The sequence below is a fragment of the Rugamonas sp. DEMB1 genome (assembly GCF_029834475.1).
In the GTDB taxonomy this organism is placed as follows: domain Bacteria; phylum Pseudomonadota; class Gammaproteobacteria; order Burkholderiales; family Burkholderiaceae_D; genus Rugamonas; species Rugamonas rubra.
The window spans coordinates 5,155,906-5,169,683 of sequence record NZ_CP122407.1; the positions used below are offsets into that span (position 1 = coordinate 5,155,906).

Below are 13,778 nucleotides of genomic sequence, written 5' to 3' on the forward strand. Positions count from 1 at the left end.
AACCGCCCGGCATGCCGGGCGGCTCAACACTACCACTACAGGGATTCGACTCAGCCGCGCCGGCGGCGGCGCATCACGCCCAGCAGGCCCAGGCCCGCCAGCAGCATCGCATAGGTCTCCGGCTCGGGCACCGCCGTCACATAGCCGCTCACGTTGACGGGCTTGAAGAAATGGTTGGCGTTGACCTGGACATTCGACAGCCAGTCGCCAACGATCACGTTGCCGTTGATCTGGCCGCCATAGCCGGTGACCGTGGCCAGCGGCGCCAACAGGCTACCCTGGATGCCGACGCTCTGGATGTTCAGCGCCGTGCTTTGATAGAAGTTGAACAGCACGTTGTAATCCTTGAAGCCGTCCAGGCCCACACCGTTCTGGTTGAAGCCGATGGCGTCGGCGCCGCTGACGTTGAAGATCAGCGTGGCATTCTTGCTCAGGCCGCTAAGGGTGAAATTGTTGACGCTGGACAGGTCCTTGCCGCTCAGGTTGAACACCTCCACCGACTTCTTGCTGCCGGTGAGGGTCATGCCGCCGTACTGGATAGCCGACGAGCCGGTCGTGGCCACCTTGGACAGCGAGCTCGAGACGTTCTTGGCGTTGCTGGCCAGCGCGTCGAAGGACACCGGCGCGGTCTTTGTGATGGTCGAGCTTTGCAGACCGACGCTGCTGGTCTTGGTGCTACCGCCGACGTAGATCTTGCCGTGCTTGATAGAGCCGGAGCTGTAGTCGAGGTTGCCGCCCACCGCCAGCGAATAGCCGGAGCCGTTGTTCTTGCCGTAGGCGTCCTGGTTCTTGTCGTTGACTGAATAGCTGCTGGCGGTCATGTTGCCGCGCACCAGCACGGCGCCCTCGACGTCGCTGCTGGAGGCCTTGAAGTTACCGAGTGAAAAGAGGTTGGCGTTGCTCACGCCCAGGTCGAGCACGGCGGCCTGGCTGGCGCCGGCGGCCAGCGCACAGAAAGCGGTGGCGGCAGCGGCGAGGAAGTGTTTTGACATGCTTGGCATATTATTTCCAGACATCAATTTAAGTTACCATCAGAGTATCATAAATCGGCAAATAGTTTCCGTGCGGAACGCAAATATTTCATTACAGAAAACACCATGAGCATTTCGTGTATGCTTATAAAGATTGCAAATCAACATACCCCTCACGCCATGCCCAGCATCATTCCCGTGCAACTGCACAGCCAGCGCTTGACCCTGCGCGTGCTCACCCCCGCCGACGCCGACGTCCTGTTCGCCATTTGCCGCGACGAGGAGACGATGCGCTATTGGAGCTCTGCGCCCTGGCGCGAACGCGCCCAGGCGCTCGAGCACATCACGCAGAGCGAGGACGACTACCGCGCCGGTTCGGCGCTGCGGCTGGGCGTGGAACTGCGCGAGACGGGCGAACTGATCGGCACCGTCACGCTCTACGCCATCATGCGCACCAACCACCGCTGCGAGATCGGCTACCTGCTGAGCCGGCCACACTGGGGCCACGGCTATATGGGCGAGGCGCTGACGCTGCTGATCGAGCATGGCTTCGAGCAGCTCGAGCTGAACCGCATCGAGGCCGACCTGCACCCGTACAACGCCGCCTCGGCCAAGCTGCTGGGCAAGCTGCACTTCCGCCTCGAGGGACGGCTGCGCGAGCGCTGGTTCGTCAACGGCGAAGTGTCCGGCAGCGACATGTACGGCCTGCTGCGCAGCGACTGGCGCGCCGCCAAAGGCTGAGCGACTGAACCGCCGGACGGCGCCGTTCGTCGGCGGCTCCCGCCGGCCATGCCGTCGAATCGACCATTGATCGGAATCCGCTTAGGGCGCGCCGGCGGCCGCGCTACAGTGGCACCATTCCATCAACCGGACCTGGGAGCCTCACCATGAAACGCATCACCTGCCAATCGATCTGCGACCTGCTCGACGACGTCGTGCGGGCCTTCCTGCACACCGGCCGCATCGGCCTGGGCGCGCTGCGCCGCATGTCCTGGCCGGCCCTGCTGCTGAGCAGTGTACTGCTGGCGCTGCTGTTGACTATTCTGCCGCTGGCGCTGCTGCTGTTTACCGTCTTCCTGCTGCTCAAGCTGGCGCTCGGCGCCGTGGTCATCGGCAGCCGCCGCGCCCGACGCGACGACAAGTCGCATCCATGAAGAAAGCCAACCGCGTGCTCGAATTCGTGCGCGAGGTGGGCGACACCGCCAGCGCGCTATGGTGGCGCTTTTTCGACTGGCTGGCCCAAGTACCATGGCGCAAGCTGTACGTGATCTGGGTGCTGTTGCTGCTGCTGTGCGTAACCCCGCTGTGGCTGCCGAAACAGGCGGTCGCCTTCATCGTCGTCTCCTTCCTGCTGAAGGTGCTGGCCGGCGGCAAGCGCAAGGCCGAGCTGGAGGCGCGCCAAGCCAGCACCGAGGCCGGCGCCGAGTGGCCTGGAGCGGCGCCTGGTCGAGGCGCGCATGGCGGCGTTGCAGGCGCAGATCGAACCGCACTTCCTGTTCAACACCCTGGCCCTGATCGGCCAGCTGATCGAGACCGACCCGCCGCAGGCGGCGAAAATCCACACCCACCTGATCGCCTATCTGCGCGCCACGCTGCCGCAGATGCGTGGCCCCGGCAGCGCCACCCTGGGCCGCCAGCTGGAGATGGCGCGCGCCTACCTGGCCATCATGCAAGCGCGGATGAAGGCGCGGCTGGCCGTGTCGATCGACGTGCCGGCCCAGATGCACAGCGCCAGCCTGCCGCCGATGATGCTGCAAATTTTGATCGAGAACGCCATCAAGCACGGCCTGGAGCCCAAGGTCGAGGGCGGCCGCATCGACATCCGCGCCAGCGTCGACGGCGCCACCATGCAAGTGGAGGTGCAGGACGACGGCGTCGGCTTCAACCTGCACGCCGACGACGGCGTCGGCCTGTCCAACGTGCGCGAGCGCCTGCGCCTGCTGTACGGCCAGCGCGCCCAGCTGGTGCTGGAGGCGCCGCACGGCGGCGGCACGCGCGCACTGATCCGCCTACCCTACGCGCCGGACATCTTCGCCGGGAACGCCGCCAAATGAGCCAGCCACACAGCGCGCCGCGCGCCACCGCCCTGATCGCCGACGACGAGGACGCCATGCGCGCCCAGCTGCGCAGCCGCCTGCGCGAGGTCTGGCCGGAGCTGGAGATCGTCGCCGAGGCGGCCAACGGCATCGAGGCGGTGGCGCTGGCCGGCCAGCACCAGCCCGACATCGTCTTCCTCGACATCCGCATGCCCGGCCTGTCCGGCATCGAGGCGGCGCGGCTGCTGTTCAACCGCTGCCACCTGGTGTTCGTCACCGCCTACGACCAGTACGCCATCGCCGCCTTCGAACAGGGCGCGCTCGACTACGTGCTCAAGCCGGCCGACGCCGCCCGTCTGGCCGGCACCTGCGCCCGCCTGCAAGCGCGGCTGGGGCGCCGGCCCGACGACATCGCCCGCCAGCTCGGCGCGCTGCTGCAAGGGCAGACGGCCAAGCCCAACTATCTGCGCTGGGTCCAGGCTCAGGTGGGCGGCAACCTGCGCATGATCAGCACGCGCGAGGTGCTGTTCTTCCAGGCCGAGGAAAAGTACACGCGGGTCAAGACCGAGCAGGGCGAGGTGTTGATCCGCAAGACGCTGAAGGAGCTGGCCGACGAGCTCGACCCGGACGAGTTCTGGCGCATCCACCGCTCCACGCTGGTGCGGGTCGACGCCATCACGCAAGTCACGCGCGACCTGCGCGGCCGGCAGATGGTCAAGCTGCGCGACTGCGCCGAGCAGCTGGAAGTGAGCCGGGGCCACGCCCACCTGTTCCAGCAGATGTAGGCGGCCTCGGCGCTTGCGGGCCGCGGCCCGGCGACCTATGATGAAACGATGCCCCGCGTCTACGGCGGCAGCGCTGCCCCCTATTCCTAACGGCCGATTTCAGGGCATTAGGATTCGTCCGACAGTGGTGTGCGTTCTTCTGATCGACGTCAAAACGCGCGCATAGCGCGGGTGGGGGCATGAACGTCGGCAGTGGAAAAGTGATCGAAGATGTTTCACGCTTTTTGTCACACGACCGACTCAGGGAGAATAATATGTCCAGCATACCGAAGAACACCAAAGCCAACGTCATCCCCTGCCTGCGCTACCGCGACGCGCCGGCCGCCATCGACTGGCTATGCAACAACCTGGGCTTCGAGCGCCAGCTGGTGATTCCCAACGAGGACGGCAGCATCGCCCACGCCCAGCTGGGCTACGGCAACGGCATGGTCATGCTCAGCTCCATCTTCGACACCGAGTTCGGCCGCCTGATGCGCGAGCCGGCGCAGATCGGCGGCGGCGTGACGCAGTGCAGCTACTTGGTGGTCAACGACGCCGACCTGGTCTACGGCCGCGTGCTGGAGTCGGGGGTGAAAGTAGAAATGGACATCAAGGACGAGGACTACGGCGGCCGCGGCTTCACCTGCCGCGATCCGGAGGGGCATTTGTGGAGTGTGGGGACTTACGATCCGTTTGCTTAGGTGTCCACGACGAGCGCGTCGCAAGGTGCTCAGCAAGGTGAAGCGCTCACCCCAAGAAAAAAAGCCGTTCATCGAGCGGCTTTTTTACTTTCATGGCGACTACTAACACTATCATTTTTCATGAATTATTTTAATAATTCGTCCATCTCTCTTTGAAATTAATATTGAAAAAGTTCCACCCAAAATATTTTTCGACAAATAGCCAGTTACCGTCCAAACATCATCTTCCAATGCAACAGAAAATGGCTTTTGCCTTTCAATTGCAATAGTTCCATATATTGGGATCAATATTACCTCCGCAATATTCTTTGCAACCTCCTCATTTGGAATTACATCTCTATCGAGCACGTTAAAATATTCACCCTTCTGAAAGCATGCCTTTCCATCAGGTTCCGCAGAAAAACTCAGCAAAGGAAAATATGAAATTACTGAAATAAGTATAATTTCGTATATTTTTATATTTCTCATGGAATAACCCAAACTGGAGACACCTACATTGCTGCGCTTATCTTATTCTCATGTCCTGGCTATTTTTCACAATTAAAACCAAGCCTTTGATCTTAAGTAATAAGTATCGAATCCTTGAAATTAATCTTTGTGAAACGCATTTTCCATTTCTAATTTCTTGAAGAGCCAAGTCCCTTTTTGCAAATAGGTGCCCAAGTTCCGTAGCCTTCTTCAAATAAAAATCAGCTTTATCTTTATCAACCAATGAAGCAGAATCCCCGTTGCGCAAAGCGTAAGCCCAATAAGCGGCAGATATTTGATTCAGATCGGCGGCCTCTTCATACAATGCAACCGCGCTAGCAAGATCACCTTTCTTCTGCAATAGAGAGGCCAGATAATACTTGCCATCTACATCATTTGTCTCACTAAGACATCGATAATGATATTCTGCTTGCTTTGAGTTCTCAGTTACCCCAAGTCCTTGGTCATACATCCATCCAAGATATAAATGTGTTCTAATGTCTTGTTGAACGAGCCGTTCAAATAGCTCTCTTGCAAGACCATACCTGCCAGCCTCGAAGGCGTTATATACCTTATTCAACTCATCACTTTTATCGGTCACAGTGCTTTTTCTCAGATGACATCTATTTTCCAGGAGTACCAGGTTGTAGTCCTGGCGGAGGACTCTTAGGATCTCTAGACGACGGCACCATGAACATTGAGCGGAACAATTCTGCCTATTGAACCGCCCATCCTTGGATATTCATTGGCATAGTAGCTTTGCAAGTACAGCCAATACGTATCCATGAGGCACGCCACGCATATCAGAAAAACAGCAAAAAATCTCCGGTACTTATGGGGCAAGGCTCGTTGCGCTGAGCCATAAAACCAGAATACTGGCGAGTCATCTCCATCCGCCACCTGGCAGTCGCCACCTATAGTTACAACAAATCGAACGTTCGAACTCCGGCAACTGCTCGCAAGGCAATGTCAACTAGCGTGTAGACCGCAACTAACCCAAGAAACACGCTAGCGTATTGCCGCACTTTCCCAACTCTATTGAATCGCAGCAGACAAAAAATAACAATCAGATCGCAAATTGCAATGGACAAAAAAATTGTCCCATATGTAGGCGCGCTAACATAGTTGAGAAGTAATCCAAGTGCGGTGAGGATAGCACAAAAGAATAGCATTATGACATCCGTTATCGAGAAGTGCTTGTTCCAGTCGTACTACTCGTTCCCGTAGTTGAACGGGAAGAAGATGGGCCAACATTCAAGTGCGGAATAGAAATTCTCGGAGGGGGAGCGCTTGGTATGCCGGGCGCGCTACCATACTGGCGTTGACTCCAGCTGCGACAGATGTCGTCATACCCATATACTCCCTTTTGCCCGACCTTGCTCTCCATTGTCCCCTTGAATGTTGTGTCCTGATCGGCGGTGGTTATCTTGTAGGCTTCTATCGTGCCACCAAGATCCACATCTCGGTACACTTGCCCCTCCAGTCCATTGCCGTTCATACCATAACTATACGAATCGTATGCCCCGTTTGGATTGCCAACGTTTACGCTTTGATGAAAGCTCGGTTCATTCCTTGATGGTCCTTCAATCCAGATATCCAAACCACGGGGATCTATATAACTCACAGGATTTCCGAGCACATAGGTATATGAATTGATGCCACCATTTAGACCTATCGGATCGCTCGAGATGAACCGTGCAAGTAAACCTGAGTAATATCGTGCCCGATAGTAATACAGGCCCGTCCCGTCATTTTCCCGTCCCGTGTACTGGAAGGGGTTGTCGACTGCGGCATCAGCCGCCGTGTTTCCGTACGGGTCGTAGGTATAGTCGACGACCTTGCCACCGGCGGCATCCACCAGCCGAACCGTCGAGCCCAGCGCATCGCTCAAGTACGTGTAGATCTTAGCACCCGCGCCGGTGTCGCTCAATTGTGCGAATACTTCATCGATGCCGCCACTGATATAGCTGGCCCGCATATTGGGCCGACTGCCGTTCACGCCGCCACTCCCCCCCCGAAAGCTCCAACACGATGTTCAAGCCGTCGTAAACATAGCCACTGGCCACGCCGTTGACGGTTTTCGTCTGGCGCCGGCCCAGGGCGTCGTAACTGAAGCTTGCCACCACAGCACCGCTGCCGCTCTTGATCTGTATCAGCTGATCGCGCGCATTCCAAACATAAGTTTGATGGCCGTCCCCGAGCAGATTGCCGTTGGCGTCGTAGCCGAGCGTTTGCGTGCCGAAGGCGGTCAGGCGGTTGGCCGCGTCCACGTTGGCGGAGGCCAAGGCCTCGGGCAACGCGGTGCGCGCCAGACTGCCGCCGGCCTGTATGCGCCGACCGCCATTGTCATAGGCATAGCGAAGATCGCCCAGCACGCTGCCATCGGCGTTGGCGTAAACAATCGAGGCCAGTTGGCCGGCAGCGTAGTAGGTGTTGCTGCGGGTGACACCATTGGCATACTTGGTTCGGATACGGCGGTTGGCCGCGTCGTAGGTGAAACTGATACTCTGTGCAACGCCGTTGTTGACGGCGTCGGCGGCCTGGTCGATGCGAACCAAACGTCCGCCATCGTGGTAGCTGTAGCGCAGCGGCGGCAGGCCCGTCACGCTCATGCTCGCGCGCCGGCCGTTGGCGTCGTAGGTATAGGCCACCTTGCCTTTTGGCGTGCTGACGCTGCTCACGCGGTCGCGTCCTTCGTAGTTGAAGGAGACGACTCCGTTGACCGAGTCGACCATCCGGACGATGCGGTTGCCCTGGTCGTAGGTGACAGTGACAGTGCCGCCATCCGCGTACGTAGTGCTGGTAAGGCGATCCAGCACATCGTAGGCGTAGCGTGTGACCTGGCCTTCCCGGTCGGTTTTTGGGGTCAGGTTGTGCTTGGCTTGTCGCAGAACTTGGTCGGTTTGTCGTCACCTACAATCCCGCCGACATCGGAAAGTTCCGGACGCCTAGCTTGCGCAACGTAGCTCAAACCGCACCGTATATGCACGACGGCAGCGTGCCAACGCTGGAAGACGCGGTTGAGCAGGAGCTGTATTACCGAAGTGTGGAGTCCGGGCAGCCATTGATACTGACGCCCGGGGAAAAGAACGATCTGGTCGAATTCTTGAGGTCATTGAATAGCCAGTAGATGCCTCAACCCGCGCACGTCAACTGCGGCGTCGGGCCAAGAGCGCTAAGCCAGCGCAGCGCGCAGCGCGGCGTCCGCCACCGGCACGGGGCGGATGCGGATCAGGTTGCGGTATAGCGGCGGCAGGCCGGCGCACAGCTGCTCCAGCTCTTCCTGCGGCATGCCGGCGCGGACATACTGGAACTGCGCCGGATTGCGCTCCGGTAGCGGCCCCTCCATCGTCGAGCCGTAGGCGCCCAGGTTCATGAAGCTGAGCGCGCTGCGGTCCGGGCCGCGCGCGAAGACGAAGGTGCCGTCCTTCGGGTGGCCGAGGTAGGTGCGCAGCTCCTGCTGGCCGGCCGCGTCGGCCGCAGCCATCAACTGGTAGCGCAGCTGCGCGTAGGCGCGCGTGGTTTCCATGAAGGCGCTGCGGATGCCCGACTGGTCAAGCCGGCCCGGCATGCACAGCAGCAGGTTGCCGAAGGAGTCGAGCAGCGCGACGGCGTCGCCGTCGCCGCCGGCGGCGCGGTCGCGCGCCATCGCCTCGCGCAGGAAGGGTGCCAGGTCGGCGTCCGGCTGCTGCGGCGTGCAGCGGTAGCTCAGCGCCTGCGGATACACCTGGCGCAGCGCGCGCACGATGGCGTGGTCGGCCGGCAGGCTGGCCGGGCACTTCAGCTGGGCCTTCGGCAGGTCGCCGCCGAACAAGGCCATCACCTGCTCGGCGGTGGCCTCGAACACCAGCGAGCACAGGGCCTGGGTCGGCTCCGATATGGTCTTGCCGATGAAGAAGGACTTCGGCGCCGCGCCGGCGCTGCGCCGCGCGTACAGCGAGGAGCCTAGCACGGCGGGATAGCTGAAGCTGGCGCGCGCCTGCGCGGCCAGCGGTACGGGCAGCGCGTCGAAGCCGGCGCCGCCGTCGTGGTTGATGCCGGCCTTGACGTCGGGCGCGGCCACCACCACGTTGAAGCCGGTCGCCAAAATGGCGCCGGCGCACATGCAGCAGGGGTCGAGCGAGGTGACGATGGTGCAGTCCTGCGGCGCCGGCAGCGCCCTGCCCTTGGCCCGCTCGGCGTAGTACCAGTCGATCAACTGGCGTTCGCCGTGGGCGGTGGGGTCGAAGATCAGGCCCTGCTTGACGACGTTGTTGTGCAGCGAGTGCAGCACGGTGCCGTGCTGGTCGAGCAGCACGCCGCCGACGCCGAAGGTGCCCTGGGTCTTGGCGGCGATGGCCTCGGCCGCCGCGATGGCGACGGCGGCCTGCACGTCGATGGTTTTTTTGAAGGCCAAGGGCTTACTTCTTTTTCAGGTCGGCGCCGCCGAAGGCGTTGGGCAACTGCGCGCTGGCGGTGGTTTCGACAACGTCGCCCTTCAGGTTGCTCAGCACGACGGGCAGCTCGTTGCCGCCCAGTTCCAGGATCACCTGGCGGCAGGCGCCGCAGGGGGCGATGGGGCCGTCGGTGTCGGCGATCACGGCCAGCTTGTCGAAGTCGCCGGGCTGGTAGCCGTGGGCGAAGGCGCTGAAGAAGGCGGTGCGCTCGGCGCAGTTGCACAGGCCGTAGGAGGCGTTCTCGACGTTGCAGCCGTGGAAGATGCGGCCGTCGTTGCACAGCAGCGCGGCGCCGACCTTGAAGTTGGAGTACGGCGTGTAGGCCTTCAGGCGCGCGGCGGCGGCTTCGGCGATCAGTTGGTCGTTGTTCATGTTTGTTCCATGTTGTACGTTGGGGCGGTCAGCGCCGGCTCGCAGGTGAGGCCGAGAAAACCCAGGGACGTCAATCTAGGGTCAGACCCTAGGGTCTGACCCTGGCTTTGGGCCGTTGGGTGGTTCGGGCGTCACTGCCGCCTTGGCTTAGGGACGGATCGCGCGGTAGACCACCGGGTTGGCGGCCGGCGCGCTGTCGCTGATCCGGTAGGCGGCCTGGATCTCGGCGATGGCCTGCTGGGCCGCCGCTTCGGTACGGGCGTGCACCAGCGCCAGCGGCTGGCCGGCTTCGATCTTGTCGCCCAGCCCCGCCAGCTCGGTCAGGCCGACGGCGAAGTCGATGGCGTCGCTAGGACGGCGGCGGCCGCCGCCCAGGCTGACCACGGCCAGACCGATGCCACGGCAGTCGGTGCTGGCGGCGTAGCCGGCCTTGGGCGCCGGCACCGGCAGCACGATGGGCGCCTTTTCCAAATACAGGTCCGGCTGTTCGATCAAGTCGGCCGGGCCGCCCAGCGCCGCGACCATGCGCGCGAAGCGCTCGGCCGCCGCGCCGCTGTCCAACGCCGCCTGCAGTTTGGCGCGGGCCGCCACTTCGGTGTCGGCCAGTTTGCCCAGCACCAGCATCTCGGCGCACAGCGCCATGGTCACCTCGTGCAGGCGGGCCGGACGCGAGCGGCCGGTCAGGTAGTCCATCGCACCGCGCACTTCCAGCGCGTTGCCTGCGTAGGGCGCCAGCGATTCGTTCATGTCGGTCAGCAGGGCCGAGGTGTGCATGCCGGCGCCGTTGCCGACGGCGACGATGCTCTCGGCCAGTTCGACCGATTTGTCGTAGGTCGGCATGAAGGCGCCGCTGCCCACCTTGACGTCCATGACCAGCGCGTCCAGGCCGGCCGACAGCTTCTTCGACAGGATGGAGCCGGTGATCATGGCCACCGATTCGACCGTGGCGGTGACGTCGCGGATGCTGTAGAAGCGCTTGTCGGACGGCGCCAGCGAGGCGGTCTGGCCGATGATGGCGACGCCGACTTCCTGCACCACCTTGCGGAACAATTCGTTGTCCGGCACGGTGCAGTAGCCGGGGATGGCGTCGAATTTGTCGAGCGTGCCGCCGGTGTGGCCCAGGCCACGGCCGGAGATCATCGGCACGAAGCCGCCGCAGGCGGCGATCATCGGGCCGAGCAGCAGCGAGACGACGTCGCCGACGCCGCCGGTGGAGTGCTTGTCGACCACCGGGCCGGGCAGGTTCAGGCCGCGCCAGTCGAGCACCTGGCCGGAGTCGCGCATGGCCAGGGTGAAGGCGACGCGCTCGTCCATGGTCATGTCGTTGAAGAAGACGGCCATCGCCAGCGCGGCGATCTGGCCTTCGCTGACGCTGCCGTCGGTGATGCCACGGACGAAGAACTGGATCTCTTCGGCGCTCATGGCGCCGCCGTCACGCTTCTTGCGAATGATCTCTTGGGGTAGAAACATGCGAATCTCCGCTTAAGTATTTGAAGTGATGCGGGCCGAATCTCCTTTAGCTAAAGGAGATTCGGCCCTGATGGTGTTCTGTATTGCCGGTGTACTGGATTAACCCAGCGGCGGCGAACCAGGGTCAGACCCTAGGGTCTGACCCTAGATTTACGCCACCATTAGACGCCGTAGGGAATCCAAACGTTCTTGACTTGCGAGGCGTGCGCCAGCACGGCGCGGCCGCCGCTTTGCGCCGTACTATACCAGTCGCGTCCTTTGGCGCCGCCGACCCAGGTGCGCTTCAAGGTGGTCGCCGACAGGCGCTCGACTTCGGCGCAACCTTCGGCCGAACCGTCGTGGCGCCAGACGGCGTCGATGTCGGCGTGGGTCGCCAGGGTGCGCGCCAACTCGTCGGCGCTGCCGGTGACGATGTTGACCACTCCACCCGGCAAATCCGAGGTATCGAACACCTGGTAAAGGTCGATGGCCGACAGCGGATGCGCTTCCGACGGCACGACGATCACGCGGTTGCCCAGCGCGATGGCCGGCGCCACCAGCGAGATGAAGCCGAGCAGCGGCGCCTCGTTCGGGCAGACGATGCCGATCACGCCGACCGGCTCGTTCAAGGCCACCGTCACGCCGTGCATAGGCGGCTGGTGCGCCAGGCCGTCGTACTTGTCGGCCCAGGCGGCGTAGTAGAACAGGCGTTCGATCGAGGCTTGCACTTCCTTGTCGGCGTTCTTGTTGCCGGTCATGGCGGTGATGCGGGCGGCGAACTCCTCGGCGCGCACGGCCAGGTTTTCGGCGATGTAGTACAGCACCTGGGCGCGGTTGTGCGCCGTCGCCTTGCTCCAACCGCCGGCCTTGTGGGCCGCTTCGACGGCGTTGCGGATGTCCTTGCGGCTGCCCTCGGCGATGTCGGCCAGGAAGGCGCCGCTGGCGCCGTGGATGGCGCGGCTGTAGGCGCCGTCCGGGCGGGCCTGCTTGCCGCCGATGTACAGCTTGGCGGTGCGGTCGACGGCGAACGGGCTGTCGTTGCCGGCAGCGGCTGCGGCTGCGGCCTTCACTTTGCCTTTAACTTCCAGCAGCGGTGCGGCGGGACGGGCGTCCTCCGACAGCGCGGTCAGGTATTCGTACATGCCTTCGCGGCCGCCCTCGCGGCCGTAGCCGGATTCGCGGTAGCCGCCAAAGCCGCAGGCGGCGTCGAACTGGTTGGCGGTGTTGATCCACACTACGCCGGCCTTGATCTGCGGCGCCACGTCCATCGCCAGGCTGATGTTCTCGCTCCAGACGCAGGCGGCCAGGCCGTAGACGGTGTTGTTGGCCAGCTGGACCGCCTCGGGCGGGGTGCGGAAGCTCATCGCCACCAGCACCGGGCCGAAGATCTCCGCCTGCGACACGGCGGCCGAGGTGGAGGCGCCGGTGATCAGGGTCGGTGGATACCACGAGCCGTTGGCCGGGATCTCGCAAGCCGGTTGGTACACCGTGCAGCCTTCGGCGCGGGCCGAGTCGACCAGCGCGGCGATGCGCTGCTGCTGCACCGGGTCGACCAGGGCGCCGATGTCGATCGACTTGTCGAGCGGCGAGCCGAGGGTCAGCTTGTCCATGCGCGCGCGCAGCTTGGCGAGGAAGCGGTCTTGCACCGATTCCTGCACCAGCAGGCGCGAGCCGGCGCAGCAGACCTGGCCCTGGTTGAACCAGATCGAGTCGACCAGACTCCTCGACGGCGGCGTCCAGGTCGGCGTCGTCGAAGACGATGAAGGGCGACTTGCCGCCCAATTCCAGCGACAGCTTCTTGCCGCTGCCGGCGGTGGCGGTGCGGATCAAACGCCCCACTTCGGTCGAGCCGGTGAAGGCCAGCTTGTCGATGCCGGCGTGGTTGACGATGGCTTCGCCGACGCGGCCGTCGCCGGTGACGATGTTGACGACGCCGGCCGGCACGCCGGCTTGCACGCAGATCTCGGCGAACAGCATGGCGGTCAGCGAGGTGAACTCGGCGGGCTTGAACACCACCGTGTTACCGGCCGCCAGGGCCGGGGCGATTTTCCAGGACAGCATCAGCAGCGGGAAGTTCCACGGCACGATCTGCCCCACCACACCGACGGCGCGGTAGTCGGCGAACTCCTCGGCCTGCAGCTGCGCCCAGCCGGCGTGGTAGTAGAAGTGGCGCGCGGCCAGCGGCATGTCGACGTCGCGGGTCTCGCGGATGGTCTTGCCGTTGTCCAGCGTCTCCAGCACGGCGAACAGGCGCGAGTGCTTTTGCAGCAGGCGGGCCAGCGCGTACAGCACCTTGGCGCGGCCGTGGCCGCCCAGTGCCTGCCAGCCCGGCTGGGCGCGGCGCGCCGCCTCGACGGCGCGGTCGACGTCGGCGTCGGTGGCCTGGGTCAGGTCGGCCAGCTTGCTGGCGTCGGCCGGATTGGTGCTGGCGAACAGCTCGCCCGGCGCGCTGAAGGCGTTGTCGATGAACAGGCCGAAGCTGCGGCCATGCTGGTCCAGCCACGCTTGCGCTTCTTTTTGGCTTTCTGGTGCCGGGCCGTAGTCCATAGTGGTGAGAATCTCGTTAATTGTTGGCATGACG

The 13,778-nt window shown here is 62.9% G+C and carries 14 protein-coding genes and 1 pseudogene; 6 read left to right on the forward strand and 9 right to left on the reverse strand.

Features of this window, described 5'->3' with window-relative positions; all coding sequences use genetic code 11:
• Window positions 1-50 precede the first annotated feature (50 nt).
• Window positions 51-1,001 (reverse strand): choice-of-anchor A family protein, encoded by a 951-nt coding sequence (locus QC826_RS23750; protein ID WP_279762729.1) that lies wholly within the window; start codon window positions 999-1,001, stop codon window positions 51-53.
• 168 nt (window positions 1,002-1,169) lie between these two features.
• Here QC826_RS23750 and QC826_RS23755 point away from each other — a divergent pair, with 168 nt between their 5' ends.
• The 5 genes from QC826_RS23755 (at window position 1,170) to QC826_RS23775 (ending at window position 4,472) form a co-directional block, all read left to right on the forward strand.
• Window positions 1,170-1,712, forward strand: coding sequence for a GNAT family N-acetyltransferase (locus tag QC826_RS23755; protein ID WP_279762730.1), 543 nt, complete (start codon window positions 1,170-1,172; stop codon window positions 1,710-1,712).
• Between the two features lie 146 nt (window positions 1,713-1,858).
• Entirely contained in the window at window positions 1,859-2,125 is a 267-nt protein-coding gene (locus tag QC826_RS23760; RefSeq protein WP_279762731.1) for a hypothetical protein, read from the forward strand.
• A 303-nt stretch (window positions 2,126-2,428) separates the two neighbouring features.
• The gene (locus QC826_RS23765) at window positions 2,429-3,025 is read left to right on the forward strand and encodes a sensor histidine kinase (protein ID WP_279762732.1); all 597 of its coding nucleotides are present in this window, start codon (window positions 2,429-2,431) and stop codon (window positions 3,023-3,025) included.
• Entirely contained in the window at window positions 3,022-3,792 is a 771-nt protein-coding gene (locus QC826_RS23770; RefSeq protein WP_279762733.1) for a LytR/AlgR family response regulator transcription factor, read from the forward strand. The genes QC826_RS23765 and QC826_RS23770 overlap by 4 nt, the downstream gene beginning before the upstream one ends.
• Window positions 3,793-4,046: 254 nt before the next feature.
• Window positions 4,047-4,472 (forward strand): VOC family protein, encoded by a 426-nt coding sequence (locus tag QC826_RS23775; RefSeq protein ID WP_279762734.1) that lies wholly within the window; start codon window positions 4,047-4,049, stop codon window positions 4,470-4,472.
• A gap of 111 nt (window positions 4,473-4,583) precedes the next feature.
• Here the strand turns inward: QC826_RS23775 and QC826_RS23780 are convergent, their stop codons facing one another.
• From QC826_RS23780 to QC826_RS23795, 4 genes are all read right to left on the reverse strand, one after another.
• Window positions 4,584-4,952 carry an NTF2 fold immunity protein gene (locus QC826_RS23780; RefSeq protein ID WP_279762735.1) on the reverse strand — a complete coding sequence of 123 codons (369 nt, stop codon included), beginning with the start codon at window positions 4,950-4,952 and terminating at the stop codon, window positions 4,584-4,586.
• 25 nt (window positions 4,953-4,977) lie between these two features.
• Complete coding sequence (locus QC826_RS23785) at window positions 4,978-5,541, reverse strand: tetratricopeptide repeat protein (protein WP_279762736.1); 564 nt, start codon at window positions 5,539-5,541, stop codon at window positions 4,978-4,980.
• A gap of 582 nt (window positions 5,542-6,123) precedes the next feature.
• Complete coding sequence (locus tag QC826_RS23790) at window positions 6,124-6,918, reverse strand: RHS repeat-associated core domain-containing protein (RefSeq protein ID WP_279762737.1); 795 nt, start codon at window positions 6,916-6,918, stop codon at window positions 6,124-6,126.
• Window positions 6,884-7,759, reverse strand: a complete 876-nt coding sequence (locus tag QC826_RS23795) for a hypothetical protein (protein ID WP_409567695.1) — start codon at window positions 7,757-7,759, stop codon at window positions 6,884-6,886. The genes QC826_RS23790 and QC826_RS23795 overlap by 35 nt, the downstream gene beginning before the upstream one ends.
• Before the next feature lie 134 nt (window positions 7,760-7,893).
• Here QC826_RS23795 and QC826_RS31795 point away from each other — a divergent pair, with 134 nt between their 5' ends.
• The gene (locus QC826_RS31795) at window positions 7,894-8,070 is read left to right on the forward strand and encodes a hypothetical protein (protein ID WP_409567696.1); all 177 of its coding nucleotides are present in this window, start codon (window positions 7,894-7,896) and stop codon (window positions 8,068-8,070) included.
• A gap of 45 nt (window positions 8,071-8,115) precedes the next feature.
• Here the strand turns inward: QC826_RS31795 and QC826_RS23800 are convergent, their stop codons facing one another.
• The 4 genes and pseudogenes from QC826_RS23800 to QC826_RS23815 form a co-directional block, all read right to left on the reverse strand.
• Window positions 8,116-9,336, reverse strand: coding sequence for a nucleoside deaminase (locus tag QC826_RS23800; RefSeq protein WP_279762738.1), 1,221 nt, complete (start codon window positions 9,334-9,336; stop codon window positions 8,116-8,118).
• A gap of 4 nt (window positions 9,337-9,340) precedes the next feature.
• Complete coding sequence (locus QC826_RS23805) at window positions 9,341-9,748, reverse strand: cytidine deaminase (protein ID WP_279762739.1); 408 nt, start codon at window positions 9,746-9,748, stop codon at window positions 9,341-9,343.
• 147 nt (window positions 9,749-9,895) lie between these two features.
• Window positions 9,896-11,218: a thymidine phosphorylase gene (gene deoA, locus QC826_RS23810; RefSeq protein ID WP_279762740.1), complete on the reverse strand. Its 1,323-nt coding sequence runs from the start codon at window positions 11,216-11,218 to the stop codon at window positions 9,896-9,898.
• A 161-nt stretch (window positions 11,219-11,379) separates the two neighbouring features.
• A pseudogene (locus QC826_RS23815) lies at window positions 11,380-13,774 on the reverse strand (aldehyde dehydrogenase family protein).
• Window positions 13,775-13,778 lie beyond the last annotated feature (4 nt).

Coding starts and splice junctions, on each gene's coding strand:
- QC826_RS23770 (WP_279762733.1), top strand. CDS start 3,022: ATGAGCCAGCCACACAGCGCGCCGCGCGCCACCGCCCTGATCGCCGAC.
- QC826_RS23765 (WP_279762732.1), top strand. CDS start 2,429: ATGGCGGCGTTGCAGGCGCAGATCGAACCGCACTTCCTGTTCAACACC.
- QC826_RS23775 (WP_279762734.1), top strand. CDS start 4,047: ATGTCCAGCATACCGAAGAACACCAAAGCCAACGTCATCCCCTGCCTG.
- QC826_RS23805 (WP_279762739.1), bottom strand. CDS start 9,748: ATGAACAACGACCAACTGATCGCCGAAGCCGCCGCCGCGCGCCTGAAG.
- QC826_RS23750 (WP_279762729.1), bottom strand. CDS start 1,001: ATGCCAAGCATGTCAAAACACTTCCTCGCCGCTGCCGCCACCGCTTTC.
- deoA (WP_279762740.1), bottom strand. CDS start 11,218: ATGTTTCTACCCCAAGAGATCATTCGCAAGAAGCGTGACGGCGGCGCC.
- QC826_RS23760 (WP_279762731.1), top strand. CDS start 1,859: ATGAAACGCATCACCTGCCAATCGATCTGCGACCTGCTCGACGACGTC.
- QC826_RS23790 (WP_279762737.1), bottom strand. CDS start 6,918: ATGCGGGCCAGCTATATCAGTGGCGGCATCGATGAAGTATTCGCACAA.